Origin of the sequence: Lacisediminimonas profundi (assembly GCF_008831265.1) — a bacterium.
GTDB classification, from domain to species: Bacteria; Pseudomonadota; Gammaproteobacteria; order Burkholderiales; family Burkholderiaceae_D; genus Lacisediminimonas; species Lacisediminimonas profundi.
The window spans coordinates 374,592-397,162 of the sequence record NZ_VTTH01000001.1 but is presented as its reverse complement, the minus strand read 5'-3'; the positions used below and the strand labels follow the sequence as shown (position 1 = coordinate 397,162).

Sequence of the window (22,571 nt, the reverse complement as noted above, 5' to 3'; positions counted from 1 at the left end):
CACCGCACATCAGGATTGGTAGACCGGGAATGCGTCGGTCAGTTTCTTGACTTCCGCCCGGACTCGCTCGATGGTTGCTGCGTCGCGCGGATTATCCAGCACGTCGGCAATCAGTTCGCCCACTTTGGCAGCTTCCGCTTCCTTGAAACCACGGGTCGTCATTGCCGGGCTGCCGAGGCGAATGCCGGAAGTGACGAATGGTTTTTCCGGATCGTTCGGAATGCCGTTCTTGTTGCAGGTGATGTGAGCGGAACCGAGGATGGCTTCCGCTTCCTTGCCGGTCATGTTCTTGGAACGCAGGTCCACCAGCATCACGTGCGACTCGGTGCGGCCGGAGACGATGCGCAGGCCGCGCGAAATCAGCGTGCGCGCCAGCACGTCGGCATTCTTTACCACCTGCTGCTGATACACCTTGAATTCCGGCGCCAGCGCTTCCTGGAAGGCGACCGCCTTGGCAGCGATCACATGCATCAGCGGACCGCCCTGTATGCCGGGGAAGATCGCCGAATTGATGGCCTTCTCGTGCTCGGCCTTCATCAGGATCACGCCGCCGCGCGGGCCGCGCAGGGATTTGTGCGTGGTCGAGGTAACGAAGTCGGCGTGCGGCACCGGGTTTGGATAGACACCCGCAGCGATCAGGCCGGCGTAGTGGGCCATGTCAACCATGAACAGGGCGCCGACATCTTTCGCCACCCGGGCGAAGCGCTCGAAATCAATGCGCAGTGCGTAGGCCGAGGCGCCGGCGATGATCAGCTTGGGCTTTTTCTCGTGCGCCAGGCGTTCCATCGCTTCGTAGTCGATCTCTTCATTGGCATCCAGGCCATAAGAAACGACGTTGAACCACTTGCCGGACATGTTCAGCGCCATGCCATGGGTCAGGTGGCCGCCTTCGGCCAGCGACATGCCCATGATTGTGTCGCCCGGCTTGAGCATGGCGAAGAACACGCCCTGGTTGGCCTGCGAACCGGAGTTGGGCTGCACGTTGGCGGCTTCGGCGCCAAACAGCTTTTTCAGGCGGTCGATGGCGAGTTGCTCGGCGATGTCGACGTACTCGCAACCGCCGTAGTAACGCTTGCCCGGATAGCCTTCGGCATATTTATTGGTCAGCTGGCTGCCCTGCGCTTCCATGACTGCCGGCGACGTGTAGTTCTCCGATGCAATCAGCTCGATATGATCTTGCTGGCGCTGGTTTTCTTTCTGGATGGCGGCCCACAGTTCGGGGTCGACATTGGCGATGGTTTGGTCTTTGGTGAACATGAGTATTCCAGTCGAATAAGAGGGTGTTCTCAATCGATTGAGGCCGGGAAAAACAGAGGGTACGGCAGCCTCAAACGTTCCTGCCATCTTGGCTGCCCAGGCGCACGGCTGACGAATCTTGACGACCCTCACGCTCCCCGGTGGTTGCCCACCTTTCTGCCCGGCCAAGGACCGGTGCATTCGCCAGTTACGTGAGAGAAAATGGTGCGGTATTGTAGTTTATGGGGCGGCATCGGGCAACCAGGCCGGCCGGCCGAGTGCGGGCCGAGTGCGGCCAACAAGCTGGCCGGTGGCCTTGGGCACGGCCTGACATGCTGCTGCGCCGGGCGTTGCCGGCCGGCCATCGGCTACAATGCTTGCAGCACAGACACTGAAAAAGAGGCACAAATGATTGTCCTGGTTACCGGCGCAACCGCCGGATTTGGCGCAGCCATGGCGCGCCGCTTCGCCCGCGAAGGCCATCGCGTGATCGGTGCCGGTCGCCGCACCGACCGCCTGCAATCCCTGGCGCAGGAACTCGGCGAGCGCTTCCTGCCCCTGCAAATGGATGTCACCAGCAAGGAATCGGTACAGCTCGCACTGGCCAGCCTGCCCGCCGGCTGGGACGAAATCGATATCCTTGTCAACAATGCCGGCCTGGCGCTCGGTGTTACCCCTGCCCACACCTCCCTGCTGGAAGACTGGGAAACCATGATAGAGACCAATTGCAAGGGTCTGGTCACGGTAACCCGGCTGGTCCTGCCCGGCATGGTTGCGCGTAACCGGGGCATGATCATCAACATCGGATCGATCGCCGGTGCCTATCCGTATCCGGGCGGCAATGTATATGGCGCAACCAAGGCCTTCGTCGACCAGTTCACGCTCAACCTGCGCGCCGACCTGGCTGGCACCGCGGTGCGGGCCACGAACATCGCGCCGGGACTGTGCGGAGGCACCGAATTCTCCAACGTCCGGATGAAAGGCGACGATGCCGCTGCCGCCCGTGTCTACGAGGGAACGACGCCCTTGACCGCAGACGACATTGCCGAAAGCGCGTACTGGATTGCGACCCTGCCCGCCCATGTGAATATCAATTACATCGAGATGATGCCGACCTGCCAGGGTTTCGGCCCCATGAACATCAAGCGCGTGCAGCCCTGAGCGATGCCGGATTTTTTCTGGGACCTCCGTGTTTATTACGAGGACACCGACGCCGGCGGCATTGTCTTTTACGCAAACTACCTGAAGTTTTTTGAGCGGGCGCGCACCGAATGGCTGCGCGCTGCCGGGATCGGGCAGGACAGCCTGATGCGGGAGGAAGGCCGGATGTTCGTGGTTCGCAGCACCGCCGTCGACTACCACCGGCCAGCACGGCTGGACGACCAGTTGCGGATCTCGGTGGTGGTCGAAAAGCTGGGCCGGGCCAGCGTCGAGTTCTACCAGGAAGCCCGCCGCCAGGGCGAATCCGAGGTGCTGTGCAGCGGGCGGATCCGGGTCGGCTGCGTCGACATCGCGTCGCTGCGGCCCGGTGCGATACCGGCCAGCGTGATGCAGAAAATCGCCGCGCGGCCAGCCGGGCACCAGGCTACCGCGTGAAAACTTTCGTTACACATCGGGGAAAACACGGGTCGGAAGACTATTGTTTTGCCTCTACAATTGAACGACAAGACCAGAAGACACCCACATGACAGTCACTCAAGACCTTTCCTTCCTCAGCCTTATCTCCAATGCGTCCGTGCTGGTCCAGATGGTGATGGCGCTGCTGCTGCTGGTGTCGGTAATGAGCTGGACCTACATATTTCGCAAATTTTTCACGATCCGGGCGGCGCAGCGCCAGACCGAAGAGTTCGAACGGATTTTCTGGTCGGGCGGCAACCTGAACGCGCTCTACGAGCAATCGACCGCGGCCCATCCGCACCAGCACAAGGGTGCCCTGCCCCGCATTTTCGAAGCCGGCATGCGCGAGTTCAACAAGGCCCGCGCCGCCTATGCCGGCAAAGACATGCACGACAGCTCGGCCCTGCTGGACGGCGCCCGCCGCGCCATGCGCGCCGCCTACCAGCGCGAAATGGACGCACTGGAATCGCACCTGGCGTTTCTCGCTTCGGTCGGATCGGTGTCTCCCTATGTCGGACTGTTCGGCACCGTCTGGGGCATCATGAACGCCTTCCGTGGCTTGGCCAACGTGCAGCAGGCAACGCTGGCATCGGTAGCGCCCGGCATCGCCGAAGCGCTGATCGCGACCGCCATCGGCCTGTTTGCCGCCATACCGGCCGTGGTTGCCTACAACCGCTACTCGCATGACATAGACCGCCTCGCGATCCGCTTCGATACCTTCATCGAAGAATTCTCGAACATCCTGCAAAGGCAGGCGCGCTGATGAGCATGAACACCACCCGCGGGCGCGGCCGCCGCTTCAAGGCTGAAATCAACGTCGTGCCGTACATCGACGTGATGCTGGTGCTGCTGGTCATCTTCATGGTCGCCGCACCGCTTACGAACCCCAGCGTGATCAACCTGCCGCAGGCCAGCCGCTCGGCGCTGCCACCCACCGAATACATCCAGATCTCGCTCAAGCCCGACGCTGCCGCCACCATCGGCGTCAATCGCGGCCGTGGCGGCACGGTGGAAACGCAAGCGGCAAAAGGACGTCCGGACCTGCTCGGCAAGCTGGAAGCGCTGCACAAGGCCAACCCCGAGATGCCGGTAATGATCGCCGCGGACAAGGACATCCGTTACGACGAGGTGATCCAGACAATTTCCGAAGCCAAGAAAATTGGCATTGACCGGGTCGGCCTGGCCACCCGGTGAACCAGGCGTCATGACAGAAACCGCTCCTTACCGCATCCCCAGGGAACCCGGCCGCTGGCGCTCCTTGCTGCTGGCTGCGCTGGTACATCTGATGCTGGTCGGTTTCCTGTGGTTTGGCATCCGCTGGCAGAACCAGACACCGGTGGCGGTCGAAGCCGAAGTATGGGACACCCAAGTGAAGGAAGCCGCGCCAGCGCCGGCGCCCACCCCACCGCCGCCGGTCGAAACAAGGCCCGTGCCACCAGCGCCGGCACCAAAACCGCCCGAGCCCGCGCGCGTCGTCACGCCGCCGGCACCCAAGCCCGACATTGCGCTCGAGCAGGCGAAGAAACGCAAGCAAGCGGCCGAAAAGCTGGCAGAGCAGAAACGCCAGGAAAAAATCGCCGAGCAGAAACGACTGGCCGAACAGCAAAAGCGGCAACAGGCTGAAAAGCAGGCTGAAGCCGAGGCGGCCAAGCGCCGCAAGCAGGAAGAAGACCAGCGCAAACTGGCCGCCGAAAAGCAAAAGCAAAAGCAACGCGAAGCAGCCGAAACCCGCGCCGCCGAGGCCCGGCACCAGGAGAACCTGAAGCGAATGCAGGCCCAGGCTGGCGGCAGCGGCGACGCGCCGAAGTCGCAGGGACCGCGCTCGACCGACCCCAGCTATGTCCAGCGGGTCGGCGCAAAGATCAAGTCGAATACCGTGTTCAGCGTGCCGCAGGCATTGGCGGGCAATCCACCTGTCGAATATGATGTGCAATTGCTGCCGGACGGTTCGCTGCGCGGGCTTCGGAAACTACGTAGCTCCGGCGTGGCCGGTTTCGACGAAGCTGTAGCACGTGCAATCGAACGTTCGCAACCTTACCCCCCGGATCGCTCGGGCGCGGTGCCGGGTGGCTTCACCCTCTCGCACCGACCCAAGGACCAATGACAAGGACAACCACGAGGACGATGGCAAGGACAATGAAAAAAACCTATCCGTTTCTTGTTGCGCTGGCTGGCCTGACAATCGCCGGCAGCGCCGCCGCCCAGCTGCGGATTGACATTTCCGGGGTCGGCGCAAACCAGATCCCGGTCGCCATTGCCGGCTTTGCAGACGAAGCCCTGTCCCAGCAAAAGATCAGCGCCATCGTGCGCGACGACCTGCAACGCAGCGGACTGTTTCGCATCATCGACGCCGGCACGATGTCGGAAACCATGCCCGTCAACTATGGCGAGTGGAAAGGCCGCGGCACCGATGCACTGGCTGCCGGCAGCGTACTGCGGCTGGCCGACGGCCGCATCGATGTGCGCTACAAATTGTTCGACACGGTGCGCGGCTCGCAACTGTCCGCGCTGGCGCTGGCCGCCACGCCGCAATTCGCGCGCGTCACCGCGCACAAGATTGCCGACGACATTTTCGAGAAGCTGACCGGCACCCGCGGCGCCTTCTCCACGCGCATCGCCTACATCACCAAGACCGGTGGCGAGTACCGGCTCGAGATCGCAGACGCGGATGGCGAAGGCGTGGCGGTGGCACTTCGTTCCAGCGAACCGATCATCTCTCCCGCCTGGTCGCCGGACGGCACCCGCGTTGCCTACGTCTCTTTCGAACACAAGAAGCCGGTCGTCTATGTGCAGGACCTGGTATCGCGCAAGCGCACCGTCGTGGCGAACTTCAAGGGAAACAACTCCGCGCCCGCCTGGTCGCCTGACGGCGGGCGGCTGGCGGTTGCACTCTCGCGTGACGGCTTGACACAGGTCTATACGGTGAATGCCGACGGCACCGGACTGCAGCGGCTCACCAACAGCGACGGCATCGACACCGAACCACAATTTTCCGCGGACGGACAGGCGATCTACTTCACCAGCGACCGCAGCGGCGGCCCGCAGATCTACCGGATGAGCGCCAGCGGCGGGCCGGCACAGCGCGTCACCTTCAGCGGCAGTTACAACATAACGCCGCGCGTCTCGCCGGACGGCAAGACGCTGGCCTATATCTCGCGCCGCGACGGCCGCTTCCAGCTGTATTCGCTCGACCTTGCCAGTGGCCAGGAACTGCGGCTGTCCGACACCGCAAAAGACGAATCGCCCAGCTTTTCGCCCAACGGCAAATACCTGATGTACGCAACCGAGTCAGGCCGCCGCGGCAGCCTGGGCGTGGTCTCGACCGACGGCCGCGTGCGCTACAAACTGACGACCCAGGCCGGCGACATCCGCGAGCCGACCTGGGGCCCGTTCATGAAATGACCTGACCCGATATTAAAACCACTACCGGCAAACCAAAGGAGAATTCCATGCGTCGCTTCAGTACCTCAGTAATTGCTCTCAGCATGGCAGCCTTGCTGTCAGCCTGCGCCTCCGGCGTCAAGCTCGACGACAAGCCGCCAGTCGAGGATCGCGCCGGCACAGCGGCCGGCGGAGCCAGGGCCGGCGCCACCGATCCGCGCACCGTGTCCACCGTGACCGCCCCCCGCGCCGCCGATCCGCTCAATGATCCGCAAGGCGTGCTCGCCAAGCGCAGCGTCTATTTCGACCTCGACAGCTTCACGGTCAAGGATCAGTTCCGGCCTGTGGTGGAAGCACATGCGCGCTACCTGTCCAGCCATCGCGAGCGCAAGGTCGTCATCCAGGGCAATACCGACGAACGCGGTGGACGTGAGTACAACCTCGCCCTCGGGCAGAAGCGCGCGGAAGCCGTAAGGCGCTCGCTGTCGCTGCTCGGCGTCCAGGAGACCCAGATGGAAGCGGTTTCCTTCGGCAAGGAAAAACCGAAGGCACTCGGCAACGACGAAGCTGCCTGGGCTGAAAACCGGCGCGCCGACATCGTCTATTGATCGACATGAAGACAGCATCCATGACGGCACTGCGTGTCGGCCTGATCGCAATCGCCTGCTGCACCACGTTGCAGGCGCGTGCGGCGCTGTTCGAGGATGACGAGGCCCGGCGGGCCATCCTCGATCTGCGTAGCCGCGTCGACACCATCAGCAACCGGCTCGACACCAGTAACAACCGGCTCGAAGGCAAGGCCGACAAAGCGTCGACGCTGGAGCTGTCCAACCAGAACGAGCAGTTGCGCGCCGAGATTTCCCGCCTGCGCGGGCAGATCGAAGTGCTGACCAACGAGCTGGCCAATGAACAGCGGCGGCAAAAAAGTTTCTACGGCGACCTGGACACGCGGCTACGCAAGCTCGAACCCCAGCGCATGACCGTCGACGGCAAGGAAGTTGACGTCGGCCCGACGGAACAGCGCTCGTATGAAGCGGCCCTGTCACTGTTCAAGGCCGGCGACTACCGCGGCGCCGCCTCCTCGTTCGCCAGTTTCATTGCCAATAACCCGGCTTCCGGCTATGGCGGATCGGCGTACTACTGGCTCGGCAGTTCCCATTACGCGTTGCGCGACTACAAGAATGCGATTGCCGCGCACCAAGTGGTGGTGAACCGGTATCCGGAGAATCCGCGTGCCCCGGATTCGCTGCTGAACATCGCCTCCTCGTACACGGAGTTGAAGGACCGTGGCAATGCCCGCAACACGCTCGATGCGCTGATCACGCAGTACCCGACATCGCAGGCAGCAGCGGCGGCAAAGGAGCGGCTGGCGAAATTGCGGTAAAAAGTGAGAAAGTTACTCAGAGGGATTTGACATGATGGTTCTGACTCCTCTATAATTGCATTCTTTCGGGTCGTTAGCTCAGCTGGTAGAGCAGCGGACTTTTAATCCGTTGGTCGCAGGTTCGAATCCCGCACGGCCTACCACGAATACAGAAGGGTCCAGATGAAAATCTGGACCCTTTCGTGTTTCTGGAATACTGAAAAACGGGATAGCTTCTTTCCTGTGTTGATCCCTACTTCCGCCACCATCGGGCACCATCGCCGCCGCTGACTTCCGTCATGTGTCCACTGAGCATCTGGCTCAGCAATTCATTACTTTCCGCAGCCATCAGCCGAATCCGTATCCGAACCTCATCGCATGAGCGGACCTGGGATGCCGATTTGAATCATCACTGCTATTCCTAGCGCGGCCGTCACCATTCCGACCAGCGGCTGGAGCGTCGCCTGGATCGATTTCAATGCCGGCATCGACCGCTGCATCGGAAGTGCGATGGCGAACGAGAGCGCGGCCATGCTGGCCGTGGATCCGATCCCGAAGACCAGGATATAAAGCAAGCCGAGGAAAGTGGATCCGGCCGCGCCCAATGACAGCATCACCAGTGCCGCTGTTCCGGCCAGCCCATGCACCATTCCAACCATGAAGGCCATCAATGGCGAGGGCACACCATCCTCGCCAGTTTTCGCGCGGGGGTGATGTGCACGCTCCCGAACCAGCCGATCTGCCCGCGTCGGGCGCCAGCGCTGGCCGAGCGAGCGGCGCAATGCGTCAGCCCCCAGCAGTAACAGCATCGCGCCGACCACGAACTCGAGCGACTGCGCTACTTCTTCCGGAACCAGGGTATTGAAAAAAAGGACCGCCCCGCCGAACAAGAACAATGTTGACGCGTGCCCCAGGCCCCATGCGGCGCCGAGGCGGATAGTCTGGTCGACCGAGGATCCGGCCCGAGTGGCCAGTGACGCGACTGCGGCGACATGATCGGCTTCGAGTGCATGCTTGATGCCGAGCAGAAGTCCGGAAATCAGTAGAGTGGCCAACATGGGCGAGATCCTTGTGCACGGCGGCTATCCGAGGCCGTGGGTTATCCTGAGCGTGACATTTTTTCAATATCCGTCAATGCAATGCGCGTGCCATGTTCGCCGGGCGCAGACAGGACCCGGGTAGCGGGAGCAAGCCAGTACAAGGCAGAGAAAAGACCTGTCAACACCACTAGCCGCCTTGCAGCCGGATCGGATCGCCAACCACTCCCCGCGATGGTGCAAACTATCTGCAAGAAATCGGTGCAGCGCCCCTTGTTCCGCACGCAAGCGGGGCAAATTAATCCCCCTCGTTTCAGGGCGCAGTCCAGGGCGCTGGTGATTGGTGCAATCCCGGCTTCACAGGTAGACTGGACTTCCATCGTCATCCACATCATCGGAGCCCTGCATGTCCATGCTTCATCCCGCAAAATCGCTACTCCTGACGCTGTGCCTGTTCACCTCGGGCGCAATGGCAATCTCGCTCGCCGACCTGTCAAACCAGGATGCCAGCAGCGGCCTGAAGGCAGCACTGGAACAAGGCTCGGTTGCCGCAGTCGCCAAGCTCGGCGCGCAGAACGGCTTCCTGAACAACGAGAAGGTAAGGATCCCGCTGCCGCCCATCCTCGAACAAGCGCGCCCACTGCTGAAGATGACCGGTCGTGGAGAACAACTCGATGAACTGGTAGTCGCGATGAATCACGCAGCTGAGGCGGCTGTGCCGATGGCCAAGCCCTTGTTGCTCAATGCCGTCAAGTCCATGTCGGTGACCGATGCAAAGCAGATCCTGAGCGGCGGCGATACCTCGGTCACCAATTTTTTTCGCGAAAAGACCTCGTCCCAGCTCGCGGTGAAGTTCTTGCCGATCGTGAAGCAGGTTACCGATCGCTCCGACCTGTCCGGCAAGTACAACGGCGTCATGGGACAGGCGTCCCGACTGGGCCTGGCGTCGCAGACGGCGACCGTGGAGGAGTACGTGACGCAACGGGCTCTTGACGGCCTGTTTACCATGATCGCCGAAGAGGAAAAAGCGATTCGGCGCGATCCGATTGGCAGCGGCAGCAAGATCATCGGCAAGGTATTCGGCGCCATGCGCTGACAGGCTGGTGAAAAGGGGCCGGATGCGCACTCATCCGCCCCTGTATTTCCTGAATACCCGATTCAGCTTTCGCTCACCAGGGACGACGTGTCAGGCGGTGCGAAGTAATCTGCTGCGTTCAGCACCAGCTCCTTTGCTGCTTTCTTGGTCGCCGCAGCGGCCTTGGCGCCCGCCTGCGTCTTGTCTGCAAGCCCCGCAGCCCACAGTGTCGTCAACTCGTCTGAACTCAATCCGAGGAATGCGACCACGGCATTGTAGAAGTTGGACGCCATGGTCTCGCGCGGCAGTTCATCCTTGTGTTCGGTCTTCGTATTGGCTTCGATTGCCGCGAGGATCGATTCAAGCGAATGGAAGAATGCGTGCAGGTGCTGACGCTCTCCCGCACTCAGGCTGGCCTCGAGCAGACCTCTTGCCTGCTCGATCTTGCCGCCACTTATGGCCTCGAGAAGGGCAATTTTCCCGGGACCGGTAAACTTGTTCCTCATCTTTTCCCGCAAGTCCTCACAAGCCTTGAGAAGAGGAACGTCGATCATGTCCAGATGCCCCTTTGTTCCGAGGTTGGGCGTCAAATTCACATACCGTCCAAAAAATTCCAGGAATTTTCCATCTTTGTAACTCTGCTCGAAGCTGGACGGAACATCAACGTGCGCTCGAACAAATCCCTTCTGGAACACTCCCCGCATGGGCGCATCGTTACCATCGTAGGAGATGCCAGACCGCCTTGGGAGAAATGCGAAAGCATCGCGCACATCGCTCAGTGCAGACAACATTGGCACCCAATCGGGCATGCGCCTTCCGCCATCAATCACCGCCGAATATGTGGCCGAGTCCCGGATCGGCTGTACGCCTGGCTTGTCCTGCGAAAAATATCGTGGAGCATTCTTGATCAGGTGCTCGATCAGATTCACGGGACCCATGTCCGCCGGATTGTCGCTCCTCAACAAGCCAGGCCACATGACCATTGCCAGGTTCCTGGCTGTCATTGCTTTTCCCATGCCTTGCTGGGCCAGCATGATGTTGTGACAGAGGTTGACTGCCTTGCGCCAGATGGCAACTTCGTCAGGTGGCAGTTCGGCCAGCATTCCGGCAACGCGGTTTGCGGCCTCGTGCGCCCCCAAAGCGGGGATGGCGTTGTTCAACTCGAATACATCACCCACGGATAGGACCTTGTCCGAACGCTCCCTGAGCAAGGTCTTGACCGTCACGCCAAGTAATATCGCTGCATCGGAATCACCTGCCTTGAGCAAGCCTGACGCTGCCGCAGTCGAGTCGGCGATTCCCGACATCGTCCTGCCAAGGACGGCCTGGCTGGGGGATAAACGTAAAAGGCCTTCGGTGGCCAACATGTCGTTCACCAGCAGCGACGCGCTCACCTGGTCCAGAACCGATGCCACGCGCCCGGTCAGGGTCTTGTTCGTTTGCAGGATCGAGTTTTTCACAGCCTGGTTCAGGCTCGCCGCGAAACCGTTCACGGTAATCCCCTGCCCCTTCGCAATCCGTCCCATTCGCGTGTTTTTCCAGGCTGCCTCCCAATTCCCGCCCTGCATCGGGATGGACTTTTTCTTTTTCCCGGCCGCCAATTTCTGGGCACTGCCTTTGTCGGGTGACCTGTCCGGGCCGGGCAATCGGGAATGCTGCTTCTTGATGGATTTCGAGTCAGCGTTCGTCACCACGGAGATTGACGCCAGGTTTCCGTCCGCGCCGAATTTCACCGCATCTACAACGAGCGGGATGTCGAGGTTCGGGTCCAGCAGCTTTTGCAGATCAAGGATTACCTGCTGCTGGTAATAGTCCGGGATTTGTCCGGCGCTGTTGAAAACCAGAGCCCGGACATCATCCCATTTACTGGAAGGCGTTTTCGGCTTCCCACCCGATGACTGGACCGTGGACTGGGTGCGCGCAAACGAGTCCTTGGAATCGGCCGTGATTGATGAGCCCCGGGAGTCGAATACAAACGATGAGTCCGACGAATCGACGAGAGAGGATGACGACGCAGTATCAGACACACTTGCCGGGCTGGATGAATCGCTGCCCGCAAGATGTGCAGGCTTGACCGCATCTTTTGCACGTGGAGGTTTATACGGGCTGACGGTCGAATCGGCGTGTTTCTTTCGCAATTCGACCGTCGCCTCACTGTCGTCCGACCTGCTTCTGGAAATGAGGGATGCTTTGGCTTGCGCCCGGCGATCACTCGCTTGCGAACTGGCTCTGGCATCGGGTTTATCGCTGCTGCGCGAAGGTGATTGCCGGACGACGGGTGGTTTTGACTTCGCAGATTTCTTGCTGCTCGCCGTACCAGTGCCGCTGGACGACTGGTTTTTGACGTCCGAGCCAGCCCATAGACTGCTTGAACTGGACGGGGTCGATGTCCGGATTGAGTTCGACGACGTTGCCGAGTAGCGCCCATCCCTGGGGTTGCTCGGCTTGACCACCTTGCCGACTTCCTTCAGCGCGCCCTTCGTGGATGCCTTGACGATGCTTGGTGACTTGCCGCGGTTGACCTCGCCCGGCGTCAGATTGCCTGGGCTCCTGCCCGTGCTTGTCGAAGTTGCCGGGCTGCCGCCCGGTCGGCGCGATATGGAACGATTCGACATTTCACTCTCCTGTTGTGTGGGCGAGTGCGAACGCAGTTGGCCGGACTCACGGCGGAATAAGTAACAATTCTTGAATTTTTGTTCCATCACCGAACTCTTATTAGCCTTGGCGGGATTGATGAGCGCCGCCTGTAACCCGGATTCGCAGGGCCGGTGACACCGAAAGCTTCCCGTCAGACTAAGGGCTTAAGCTGGCAGCGCCACCCGCCGTGACATGTTCCTGCCCATTACGGATCGCGCAATGAAAATCTACCTGACTGCCATCACGCTCGCGCTGCTCTCGGCCGCGATCCTTATCAGCGCCTGCCTGCTCAAGCCGGTCTCGCATTTGCATCTGTTCGGCTAAGCCGAAGGGCTGCTGCAGCGTCCACAAGCGCGCTTGCGGGACCACACGCGAGGAGTCAATCCGGCGTCGCGCACCCGAAAACCGTCGTCCGCCGGCCGCGCCCCATGTAAAATCATTCGTCGCCCGGCCCCACCCGGCCCACTCTTCCCCCGGACGACGCCGACCACCGGGAACGCAGCTTGAATTTGATCAGGTTCCACTCGTTGCGACCAAGCCTTGCAGGACTGGTCCGCTCGTCGCGTGAAAGGCGCGGCGCGCATACCGTGCTCCTGGCTGCAGCCCTGCTCATCATCGTGCTGTGGGCGTCGATCGCCACAGTTCTGGTGCGCAGCCATACGGCTGCCTTCGAGTCCGAGCGGCGGGTGCTGCAGCGCATGTCACTGGTGGTCGAAGAACAGGCCCGCTACCTGCTCTCGACAGTGCAGGCATTCCTGTTCAACGCCGACCAGTTGTTCAAGTTGCGGCCAGACGCAGATCCACGCACCGACCCGGAATTCATGACCCTGGTCGAGAGCCTGCGGCGTCAATCCAATGGCTATATAGACATCCGGATGATCACCCAGGATGGCGATCTGTACCTCCTGCCCTCGCTCAGCAAGGAGCCGCTCGCCAATCTGCGTGACCGAAATTATTTCCAGGCCCAGTCCGACCCTGCCCTGCGCGGTCTGTTCGTTGGACATCCGGTCGTGGGCCGGGTAAGCGGGCGCTGGCTGCTTCCGATTTCCTATCCTCTCACCGGGAAGCCCCACGGAATCAGCGTCATTTTCGCGGCCATCGAAAGCCAGGCCTTCGACAAGCTTTACGAGGAGGGACGCACCAAGCCCAACGGCTCGATCGGGCTGGTCCATCGTGACGGAAGCATCATCGCCAGGGCGCCGGATGGACCGGCATTCCTGGGTAAATCCATCGCCAACGGTGAAATCTGGACCCGGCACCTGGCGCAGCGCGAACGGGCAACCGTACGTCTCCCGGCTGCCGTAATCGATTCGCAAGATCGCCTGACGACGTATGCAGCCCTGCGGGATTTTCCGCTGGTGGTGGTCGCTTCGTCGGCGGTTGAAGATATCCTGGCCGACTGGACCAATGCTTTGTATTGGTCGCTCACCTTCGGCGCGCTGTTCACGCTGCTCACCGTCATGGTCGCCTGGCGACTGATTCGCCTGCTGGCCAGCCTGGCCGAAGCGCGCGGGCAGGTGGAGGACCAGGCACTGCGCGACAGCCTCACCGGCCTGCCCAACCGCCGCATGTTCCAGGACCGGCTGGAGCAAGCCATCAAGAAGGCCGACCGCTTCCAGCACTCGGTTGCCCTGCTTTTCATCGACCTCGACCTGTTCAAGGAAGTCAACGACACGCTCGGCCACTCGGTGGGCGACCTGCTGCTGAAAAATGCCGCCACCCGCCTGCTGTCGAGCGTGCGCGAATCCGACACCATCGCCCGCTTGGGCGGCGACGAGTTCACCATCATCATGTCCGAGCTGTCAGGGCCGAGCAGCGTCGAACGCGTTGCCGAAGCCGTGTTGTCGCGGCTGGCGCAGCCATTCCGGCTTGGCGATGAGGTGGCCTGGATTTCCGCCAGCATCGGCATTACGTTTTACCCCGAAGACGCGCACAACGCCGAAGATCTGATCAAGAACGCAGACCAGGCGATGTACGCGGCAAAGAACGAAGGCCGCAACCGGCACAGCTATTTCACCCGCTCGATGCAAGTGACGGCGCAACACCGGAAACGCCTGCTCGACGACCTGCGCGATGCCCTCCAGCATGAGCAGTTCCTGCTGCATTACCAGCCCATCGTCGACTTGCGCAGCGGCCGCGTCGCCAAGGCGGAAGCGCTGATACGCTGGCAGCACCCGATGCGGGGACTCATCACGCCCGATCAGTTCATCCCCTTGCTGGAAGAGACCGGCATGATCTCCGAAGTCGGCGACTGGGTGTTCCGCGAGGCGGCCAACCAGGTGCATCGCTGGCGCACCATGCTCGATCCGGAATTCCAGGTCAGCATCAACAAATCACCGGCGCAGTTCCGCCACGGCGCCGGCACCATGGCGCGCTGGGAACGCTGCCTGGAGTCGCTGCAACTGCCTGGACGCAGCATCGCCATCGAAATCACCGAGGGCCTGCTGATGGATGTCAACGACCTGGCGACAACCAGCCTGATGCAGATTTCCCGGGCTGGCATCGCATTATCCCTGGACGATTTCGGAACCGGTTATTCGTCCCTCTCCTACCTGAAGAAATTCGATATCGATTACATAAAAATCGACCGCAGCTTCATTGGCAGCATGGAAAGCGATCCGGACGACGTTGCGCTGTGCGAAGCAATCATCGTAATGGCGCACAAACTGGGCCTGAAGGTGATTGCGGAAGGTGTCGAGAACGAGGCGCAGCGCAAATTGCTGGCGCTGATCGGCTGCGACTTCGGGCAGGGTTATTTCTTCTCGCCGCCGGTCGCCCCCGCTGACTTCGAAGCAGTGGTGCAAGCGATGCACGCGCAATCGGAACACGCGCAGGCCGGGCCGGGAAGCGCCCTGAGCGACAGGTAGCTGTCCGGCAAACCGGGAAGTGCCATAAGCCGGTATCATTCCCGCAAGTGTTGTGCGCAGCTGAGACCAGGCCCGTACCCGACAGGCTCAGGTCTTGCCACCACACGCCGCCCCCTATCAGCCGAGTACCCCGATAATGAGTTTCAAGAACCTGGACCTGAACCTGCTGCGCGTGTTCGACGCCGTGATGTCGGAGCAGAACCTGACCCGGGCCGCCGACCGGCTGGCCATGACGCAGCCGGCTGTCTCGAATGCACTCAAGCGCCTGCGTGACTCGCTGGGCGACGAACTCGTGGTCCGCACCGCGCACGGCGTGCGGGCCACGCCGCGCGCCGAGGAACTCTGGCCCACGGTGCGCGAAGCGCTGTCCTCGCTGCAGGCTGCCATCGCGCCGGCCGTGTTCGACCTCTCCAGGGTTGAAGCCACTTTCCGCCTGGCGATGGCGGACTCGACTGCGACCCTGTTCCTGCCGACGCTGGTCAATGCGATCGAACATGAAGCGCCGGAAATGCGCGTGCGCATGGTGCCCCTGACCACCCGCGACCCGCGCCCGCTGCTGCTGTCGAGCGACATAGACTTGGCCGTCGGTTCGTTTCCCGGGGTGCTGGCGCAGCTTGCGGCAGGACAGGGCGTGCTGTCCACGACGATCCGGCACCAGGGCTTGTACAGCGGCAAGTACGTCTGCGTGATGCGTGCCGGACATCCGCTGGCAGGCGGCGAGATGACATTGGACCGGTTTTGCGAAGCCCATCATCTGCAGGTAAGTTTCTCGGGCCGGGCGCACGGCATGGTCGATGACGAACTGTCCAAGATCGGACGCAAGCGGACCACCCTGCTGACCGTGAACCAATACTTTACGGCCGGACGCGTGATTGCCAACTCTGACCTGATCACCATCCTGCCCTACCACCTGATCGCCGCCACCGGCATGAAGGATGCGCTGGTCTGGAAGGAACTGCCGGTCACCTTGCCGGAAATGCACGTTGACATGCTCTGGCATGAACGCAATGCGCGCAACCGGGCGCACCAGTGGCTGCGCGAACAGATCCTGCGCGCCGTCGAGATCAGCCGGGAAAGTACGCCGCTGGCATCGGACAAGGCGCGCACAGCCTGACCGAGCAATATACGTTTTTCGCATATGGATTGAAGAAATCATTCGTTCCGTAAGCTATTGGTCGGGCTCTACCCTTGTGCTTCCGAATTCTGAAAGGAAGCACAATGAAACCTGCAAAGCTCCTCCTGGCAGTCCTGGCTGCCACCTTGACGCTGAGCGCCAGCGCAGCGGAAGTCAGCCTGCTCAACGTTTCCTACGATCCGACCCGCGAGCTCTACCAGGACGTCAACAAGGCCTTCGCCCAGCAGTGGAAAGCAAAAACCGGCGACGACGTAAAAATCAAGCAATCGCACGGCGGTTCCGGCAAACAGGCGCGCTCGATCATCGACGGACTGGAAGCCGACGTGGCGACCCTGGCCCTGGCCTATGACATCGACGCCATCGCCGAGCGCGGACTGATCAGCCGCGACTGGCAAAAGCGTCTTCCGCACAACGCCTCGCCATACACCTCGACCATTGTTTTCCTGGTCCGCAAGGGCAACCCCAAGGGCATCAAGGATTGGGGCGACCTGGTCAAGCCGGGCATCGCCGTGATCACGCCGAACCCGAAAACATCGGGCGGCGCTCGCTGGAACCATCTGGCGGCCTGGGGCTACGCACTCAAGCAGCCGGGCGGCAATGAAGCAAGCGCCAAGGACTTCCTGAGCCGCCTGTACAGGAATGTGCCGGTACTCGACTCGGGCGCCCGTGGATCCACTACCACCTTCGTGGAACGCGGCATTGGCGACGTGCTGCTGGCGTGGGAAAACGAAGCCTTCCTCGCGATCCGTGAACTGGGACCGGAGAAAGTCGAAATCGTGACGCCGAAATTGAGCATCCTGGCCGAGCCGCCGATCACGATCGTCGACAAGAACGTCGACAAGCACGGCACGCGCAAGGTCGCGGAGGCGTACCTCCAGTTCCTCTACACGGATGAGGGCCAGGAAATCGCCGGCCGCCATTTCTACCGGCCTGCACTGCCCAAGGCAGCGAAGAAATACGCCAGCCAGTTCGCGAAAGTGCAACTGTTCACCATTGCTGACGTGGGCGGCGACTGGCAGCAGGCGCAGAAGAAGCATTTCGCCGATGGCGGCATCTTCGACCAGATCTACGCTCCGCAACGCAAGTAAGCGAACCAGTTTTTCACTTGGCTGTCCGGGATTGGCATCAGACCTTTTTTGAATAAAGGAATGCCGAAACAATCGTTCTAGCTGATGCCATCCCGGCGGATCATTTCCCCTTTTTGACTGTAGAGCCGTCAACCATGTCGCCACCCTCTCGCGCGCTACCGCCGCCGTCGGCCCCGGCATTCCGGGTCCTGCCAGGATTCGGGCTCGCGCTCGGGTTCACGATCTTCTACCTGAGCCTGATAGTGCTGGTTCCGCTATCGGCCGTTTTCATCAAGACTTTCACGCTGAGCTGGGATGCATTCGCCAGCGTCGTCAGTTCCGACCGGGTGGTCGCCTCCTACAAGCTCACTTTTGGCGCTTCGCTGCTGGCGGCGCTGATCAACGTGGTATTCGGCGGCGTGCTGGCCTGGGTGCTGGTGCGCTATCGATTCCCCGGCAAGAAACTGATCGACGCGCTGGTCGACCTGCCGTTCGCACTGCCGACCGCAGTGGCCGGCATCGCACTGACCGCGCTGTATTCCTCCAACGGCTGGCTGGGCCGCATCCTGGAGCCCTTGGGGATCAAGGTGGCGTTCACGCCGCTGGGCGTGCTGATCGCGCTGGTTTTCATTGGCCTGCCCTTCGTGGTCCGCACGCTGCAACCCGTGCTGGAAGATACCGAGCGCGAACTGGAAGACGCTGCGGCCAGCCTGGGTGCCAGCCGCTGGCAGACCTTCACCAAAATAATTTTCCCGGCAATCCTGCCGGCACTGCTGACCGGCTTCGCGCTGGCATTTGCCCGCGCGACCGGAGAATACGGCTCCGTCATTTTCATTGCCGGCAACATGCCGATGGTGTCTGAAATCACGCCGCTGTTCATCGTCACCAGGCTCGAGCAATACGACTATGCCGGCGCCACCGCAATTGCGGTCGTCATGCTGCTCGTGTCTTTTTCACTGCTGCTGGCAATCAACCTGCTGCAGGCATGGACGCGCCGTCGCAACGGCGGGGAAGGAAGGAAATGAGCAGTACAGTAACTATTGATGCAGGCCTTGTATCCACCAAGGCCGAACTGCCGAAGCGGCGTGTCGCGCTGGCTCGCGCCACCGAAGATCCGCTCTGGGTCCGCATTGCGCTGACAACGATTGCATTGGCCTTCCTGGTCCTGTTCCTTATCATCCCGCTGGCGGCAGTATTTACCGAAGCACTGCGCAAGGGCTGGGATGTGTACCTGAGTGCGATCGTGGAACCGGACGCGATTTCGGCCATCAAGCTGACCTTGCTGGCGGCCGCTATCGCCGTACCGCTGAACCTGGTATTCGGCGTGGCCGCATCCTGGGCGATCGCCAAATTCGAATTCCGCGGCAAGAACATACTGCTGACCCTGATCGACCTGCCGTTTTCAGTGTCGCCGGTGATCTCCGGACTGATCTATGTGCTGCTGTTCGGCGCCCAGGGCTGGCTTGGGGGATGGCTGCAGGAGCACGACATCAAGATCCTGTTCGCGGTGCCGGGGATCGTGCTGGCAACCATATTCGTCACCTTCCCCTTCGTCGCCCGGGAGTTGATTCCGCTGATGCAGACGCAGGGCAACGAGGAAGAAGAAGCGGCGCTGGTGCTCGGCGCATCCGGCTGGCGCACGTTCTGGCATGTAACCCTGCCCAACATCAGGTGGGGCCTGCTGTACGGCGTGATCCTGTGCAATGCGCGGGCAATGGGCGAGTTCGGCGCCGTGTCAGTGGTATCGGGGCATATACGCGGACAAACCAACACGATCCCGCTGCAAGTCGAGATCCTCTACAACGAATACAACTTTGCCGCGGCGTTCGCGGTTGCCTCGCTGCTTGCCATGCTGGCACTGGTAACACTGGGATTGAAAAGCATTGTCGAATGGCGCATCGCCAGGGAATCCGCCGATTCCCGCGGGCCCGATCAGGAGCACAAATCATGAGCATCGAAGTCAGGAACATAAACAAGCAGTTCGGCAATTTCGTCGCACTCAATGACGTTTCCCTTGAATTCGCACAGGGCGAGCTGACTGCCCTGCTGGGCCCGTCGGGCTGCGGCAAGACGACGCTGCTGCGCATCATCGCCGGGCTTGAACATGCCGACAGCGGACAGATCCTGCTGGATGGCGAAGATGCCTCTGCACGCCATGCGCGCGAACGCCAGGTCGGGTTCGTGTTCCAGCACTATGCGCTGTTCAGGCACATGAGCGTGTTCGAGAACGTCGCCTTCGGGCTGCGCGTCAAGCCGCGCAAGGAGCGTCCGGACGAAGCGCAGATCCGCGCACGAGTCAGATCCCTGCTCGAACTGGTGCAGCTGGAAGGATTGGCCGAGCGCTATCCTCCACAACTCTCGGGTGGCCAGCGCCAGCGCATTGCACTGGCGCGCGCGCTGGCGGTCGAGCCGCAAGTACTGTTGCTGGATGAACCGTTCGGCGCGCTCGATGCCAAGGTTCGCAAGGAGCTGCGGCGCTGGCTGCGGCGGCTGCATGACGAACTGCACGTCACCAGCATCTTCGTCACCCATGACCAGGAAGAGGCGCTCGAAGTCGCCGACCGCATCGTGGTGATGAACAAGGGTCGCGTCGAACAGTCCGGCGCGCCGCAGCAGGTGTACGACCATCCGGCCACGCCTTTCGTGTTCGGATTTCTCGGCAGCGTGAACCTGTTCCACGGCCGCTTGCAGGACGGCGTGCTGGATGCGGGCGGTGCGCACTTCCCGTCCTCCCACGGGCCGGACCTGCAGTCGGAGCAGGCAGTCGGCTACGTGCGGCCACATGAACTCGAGGTCGACCGCTACTCGCCGGGAGCGACCGGGCTGGTGGTACAGCTGCGGCGCGCACACGCGATCGGTCCGCTGGCACAGCTGGAACTGGAACGCGATGACAATGCCGACCTGATCGAGGCGGTGATCCCGAACGAGCGGTTTATCCAGCTCAACCTGAAAGCAGGCGAAACGCTGGTCGTACGTCCGAAACGGCTGCAGGTTTTCACTGACCAGCGCGCCGGCTAGCACAAAGAGGGCAAGAATGAACTTTCAACAATTACGCTCAGTGCGCGAAGCGGCGCGCTGCGGCTTCAACCTGACTGAGGTGGCAAACGTCTTGTTCACCTCGCAACCGGGTGTCAGCCGCCAGATACGCGAGCTGGAGGATGAGCTGGGCGCCGAGATCTTCGAGCGCAATGGCAAGCGCCTGACCGGGCTGACGCAGCCGGGGAAGGATATCCTGCGCATCATCGAGCGCCTGCTGCTGGAAGCTGAAAACCTGCAGCGCGCGGGAAAGGAGTACGCGGGCATCAACTCGGGCACCCTGACGGTTGCCACCACCCACACGCAGGCGCGCTATGTCCTGCCGGCGGTGGTCCAGAACTTCAGGTCAGCCTTTCCCGATGTGCGCATTGCGCTCCAGCAGAGTTCGCCGGAGCATATCGCCGAATGGGTATTGTCGGGCAAGGCCGACATCGGCATTGCGACCGAAGGCATCAGCCAGTTCGACGGACTGGTTTCGTTCCCGTGCTACGAGTGGTCGCATCTGGTGGTGGTACCGGACGGACATCCTTTGCTGGGCTGCGAGCGGCTGACACTGGAAGACCTCTCGACCTGGCCCCTGATCACCTACGATGTCGGCTTCACTGGCCGCGGACATATCGACGAAGCATTCCACAAGGCGGGACTGGAAACCGACATCGTGCTGACCGCCATGGATTCGGACGTGATCCAGCAATACGTGGCGATGGGAATGGGCGTCGGGATCATTGCCTCGATGGCAATCAACGACGGCCGGCACGGCGGCCTGCATGCGATCGAAGCCGGGCATCTGTTCGCCCGCAATGTCACGCGCCTGGCGGTACGCCGCGGCACCTACCTCCGATCCTATGCGCTGGAATTCATCCTCCGGTTCGCGCCTTCGCTGGACCGGGCGCAGATCCAGGAGGCAGTCAGTGTTCGTGCTGACTCCGGGGGCGTGCGAGCGGCATAGGGCCAGTCATCAAATACAAGTTGCCGCCATCAATCGCTGCGATGTCTGCGAATTCTGCAATGGCTCACACTTTGCGAATAATCAAACCGGGCATTCCCGCGGGAAATACCATTGATCTGCGGAAAAGCAAAGCACCCGGATAATCCGCCGTTGCACACAGGTACAAGCATTGGATAACAAGCTAGAAGAGGTACGTGATGATCGCGCATTCCCTGCCCGCCAAGGCCCAGCCCGTTCCAAGCCTGTCCGAATGGTATCCGTTAATGCATGCCGACCTGGAACGGCTGCTGGCCGCGCCTGACTGCTGTTTCGAGGCGGGTTTTGGCGCTTTTGTCAGTCATCTGGAGGAGGCGTTCCGGATCGAAGAACAGTCGGCCGAAGAACTCGGCGCCGACTCGCTGAAAGAACATCGCCAGCTGCACGCGGAAATACTCCGGTTGATGCATCATGCACAGGCCCGCAATCTTGCCTGCGACTACGCCCTGTCCCGGAAAGTGATCCGGCTTCTGCCCGAGTGGTTCAACGCGCGCAGTCGCCGGGTCGATGCGCCGCTGACGGCGAGGATGCGGGAGGCGCATCCCGTGGCACGCAAACACCGCATGGGAACAGCAGCCTGAACTAGCTGCCACCCTTGCGCCTGGCCTTCATGGCCTGCTGCGCCGTCTCCAGCGCCCGATCCAGGTAAGCACCATAAAAACCCGCCATGCCGGATCCGACCAGAGGCTCCGCCAGCACGGCGCCACGCTCATCGAGCATCACGACGGTCGGCGTCGCGCGCACCTTGTAGCGCTTGCTGAAATCCGCAGCCGTCACGGCTTCACCCTTGAATCCCCTGATCTGCCGCTGGCTGGTGATATCGATTTCGCGGATCACCGGACCCAGCTTGCTGTCGGCGTCACGCGCCATCGGCGCCAGGTAGTTGTCGCGCACATCGGGGCAGTAAATGCAGCCCGGCATGGAGAACAGGACGAGCAGCGGCTGGCCCCGGCGCTGCACCAGTGCACTTTCTTCGCGCAGGTCGGCCGGTTGCTGCAGCATGGCCTCGACCGCAAAGGCTGCGGGCGCGCCAAACAGCAGCATCGACAATATCCATCGCTTCCACCATACCCTCATCCGCGATCCTTCAGGTCGCTGCTGCGGCACATCTGAAACGGGTCTTGCACATCATGAC

General features: G+C 61.5%; 21 protein-coding genes, 1 tRNA gene and 1 riboswitch. Of the genes, 18 read left to right on the top strand and 4 right to left on the bottom strand.

The annotated features are described in order from the left end of the window. Window positions 1-9: 9 nt before the first annotated feature. The gene (gene glyA, locus FVE66_RS01785; protein WP_151445670.1) at window positions 10-1,257 is read right to left on the bottom strand and encodes a serine hydroxymethyltransferase; all 1,248 of its coding nucleotides are present in this window, start codon (window positions 1,255-1,257) and stop codon (window positions 10-12) included. Window positions 1,258-1,344: 87 nt separating this feature from the next. Beyond that, window positions 1,345-1,458, bottom strand: a riboswitch (ZMP/ZTP riboswitch). 186 nt (window positions 1,459-1,644) lie between these two features. On the opposite strand from glyA, the gene FVE66_RS01780 reads away from it, so the two are divergent. The 9 genes from FVE66_RS01780 to FVE66_RS01740 all read left to right on the top strand — a co-directional run bounded on the left by FVE66_RS01780 (window position 1,645) and on the right by FVE66_RS01740 (window position 7,761). Next, window positions 1,645-2,397, top strand: coding sequence for an SDR family oxidoreductase (locus tag FVE66_RS01780; RefSeq protein ID WP_151445669.1), 753 nt, complete (start codon window positions 1,645-1,647; stop codon window positions 2,395-2,397). A 3-nt stretch (window positions 2,398-2,400) separates the two neighbouring features. Further along, on the top strand, window positions 2,401-2,832 hold the full coding sequence (ybgC, locus tag FVE66_RS01775) for a tol-pal system-associated acyl-CoA thioesterase (protein ID WP_151445668.1): 432 nt from the start codon (window positions 2,401-2,403) through the stop codon (window positions 2,830-2,832). Window positions 2,833-2,920: 88 nt separating this feature from the next. Then, complete coding sequence (gene tolQ, locus FVE66_RS01770) at window positions 2,921-3,616, top strand: protein TolQ (RefSeq protein WP_151445667.1); 696 nt, start codon at window positions 2,921-2,923, stop codon at window positions 3,614-3,616. Beyond that, window positions 3,616-4,047 carry an ExbD/TolR family protein gene (locus tag FVE66_RS01765; RefSeq protein WP_151445666.1) on the top strand — a complete coding sequence of 144 codons (432 nt, stop codon included), beginning with the start codon at window positions 3,616-3,618 and terminating at the stop codon, window positions 4,045-4,047. The genes tolQ and FVE66_RS01765 overlap by 1 nt, the downstream gene beginning before the upstream one ends. A gap of 10 nt (window positions 4,048-4,057) precedes the next feature. Then, window positions 4,058-4,957 carry a cell envelope integrity protein TolA gene (gene tolA / locus FVE66_RS01760; RefSeq protein WP_151445665.1) on the top strand — a complete coding sequence of 300 codons (900 nt, stop codon included), beginning with the start codon at window positions 4,058-4,060 and terminating at the stop codon, window positions 4,955-4,957. Window positions 4,958-4,989: 32 nt separating this feature from the next. Then, a complete protein-coding gene (gene tolB / locus FVE66_RS01755; protein ID WP_151445664.1) occupies window positions 4,990-6,255 on the top strand; it encodes a Tol-Pal system beta propeller repeat protein TolB in 1,266 nt (421 codons plus the stop codon). 47 nt (window positions 6,256-6,302) lie between these two features. Further along, the gene (pal, locus tag FVE66_RS01750; protein WP_151445663.1) at window positions 6,303-6,842 is read left to right on the top strand and encodes a peptidoglycan-associated lipoprotein Pal; all 540 of its coding nucleotides are present in this window, start codon (window positions 6,303-6,305) and stop codon (window positions 6,840-6,842) included. A gap of 5 nt (window positions 6,843-6,847) precedes the next feature. Beyond that, a complete protein-coding gene (gene ybgF, locus FVE66_RS01745) occupies window positions 6,848-7,618 on the top strand; it encodes a tol-pal system protein YbgF (protein ID WP_151445662.1) in 771 nt (256 codons plus the stop codon). Between the two features lie 67 nt (window positions 7,619-7,685). Continuing rightward, window positions 7,686-7,761, top strand: a tRNA-Lys gene (locus FVE66_RS01740). A 207-nt stretch (window positions 7,762-7,968) separates the two neighbouring features. On the opposite strand, the gene FVE66_RS01735 is transcribed toward FVE66_RS01740, so the two are convergent. Further along, entirely contained in the window at window positions 7,969-8,655 is a 687-nt protein-coding gene (locus tag FVE66_RS01735) for an urease accessory protein UreH domain-containing protein (protein WP_151445661.1), read from the bottom strand. A gap of 385 nt (window positions 8,656-9,040) precedes the next feature. On the opposite strand from FVE66_RS01735, the gene FVE66_RS01730 reads away from it, so the two are divergent. After that, entirely contained in the window at window positions 9,041-9,730 is a 690-nt protein-coding gene (locus tag FVE66_RS01730) for a DUF4197 domain-containing protein (protein ID WP_151445660.1), read from the top strand. A 62-nt stretch (window positions 9,731-9,792) separates the two neighbouring features. Here the strand turns inward: FVE66_RS01730 and FVE66_RS01725 are convergent, their stop codons facing one another. Then, window positions 9,793-12,324, bottom strand: coding sequence for a RhoGAP domain-containing protein (locus FVE66_RS01725; protein ID WP_161993154.1), 2,532 nt, complete (start codon window positions 12,322-12,324; stop codon window positions 9,793-9,795). Between the two features lie 525 nt (window positions 12,325-12,849). On the opposite strand from FVE66_RS01725, the gene FVE66_RS01720 reads away from it, so the two are divergent. From FVE66_RS01720 to FVE66_RS01685, 8 genes are all read left to right on the top strand, one after another. Then, window positions 12,850-15,213, top strand: a complete 2,364-nt coding sequence (locus FVE66_RS01720) for a putative bifunctional diguanylate cyclase/phosphodiesterase (protein ID WP_206668699.1) — start codon at window positions 12,850-12,852, stop codon at window positions 15,211-15,213. Window positions 15,214-15,349: 136 nt separating this feature from the next. Continuing rightward, entirely contained in the window at window positions 15,350-16,327 is a 978-nt protein-coding gene (locus FVE66_RS01715; protein ID WP_151445658.1) for a LysR family transcriptional regulator, read from the top strand. Window positions 16,328-16,431: 104 nt separating this feature from the next. Beyond that, window positions 16,432-17,436, top strand: a complete 1,005-nt coding sequence (locus FVE66_RS01710) for a sulfate ABC transporter substrate-binding protein (RefSeq protein WP_151445657.1) — start codon at window positions 16,432-16,434, stop codon at window positions 17,434-17,436. A gap of 134 nt (window positions 17,437-17,570) precedes the next feature. Beyond that, window positions 17,571-18,440, top strand: a complete 870-nt coding sequence (gene cysT, locus FVE66_RS01705; protein WP_151445656.1) for a sulfate ABC transporter permease subunit CysT — start codon at window positions 17,571-17,573, stop codon at window positions 18,438-18,440. Beyond that, complete coding sequence (gene cysW, locus FVE66_RS01700) at window positions 18,437-19,366, top strand: sulfate ABC transporter permease subunit CysW (protein ID WP_151445655.1); 930 nt, start codon at window positions 18,437-18,439, stop codon at window positions 19,364-19,366. The genes cysT and cysW overlap by 4 nt, the downstream gene beginning before the upstream one ends. After that, on the top strand, window positions 19,363-20,433 hold the full coding sequence (locus FVE66_RS01695) for a sulfate/molybdate ABC transporter ATP-binding protein (RefSeq protein WP_151445654.1): 1,071 nt from the start codon (window positions 19,363-19,365) through the stop codon (window positions 20,431-20,433). The genes cysW and FVE66_RS01695 overlap by 4 nt, the downstream gene beginning before the upstream one ends. Window positions 20,434-20,449: 16 nt before the next feature. After that, complete coding sequence (locus tag FVE66_RS01690; protein WP_151445653.1) at window positions 20,450-21,400, top strand: CysB family HTH-type transcriptional regulator; 951 nt, start codon at window positions 20,450-20,452, stop codon at window positions 21,398-21,400. Between the two features lie 194 nt (window positions 21,401-21,594). Beyond that, the gene (locus tag FVE66_RS01685; RefSeq protein ID WP_151445652.1) at window positions 21,595-22,017 is read left to right on the top strand and encodes a hemerythrin domain-containing protein; all 423 of its coding nucleotides are present in this window, start codon (window positions 21,595-21,597) and stop codon (window positions 22,015-22,017) included. 1 nt (window position 22,018) lies between these two features. Here FVE66_RS01685 and FVE66_RS01680 read toward each other — a convergent pair whose 3' ends face one another. Continuing rightward, the gene (locus FVE66_RS01680) at window positions 22,019-22,513 is read right to left on the bottom strand and encodes a thioredoxin family protein (protein ID WP_151445651.1); all 495 of its coding nucleotides are present in this window, start codon (window positions 22,511-22,513) and stop codon (window positions 22,019-22,021) included. Between the last annotated feature and the right edge of the window lie 58 nt (window positions 22,514-22,571).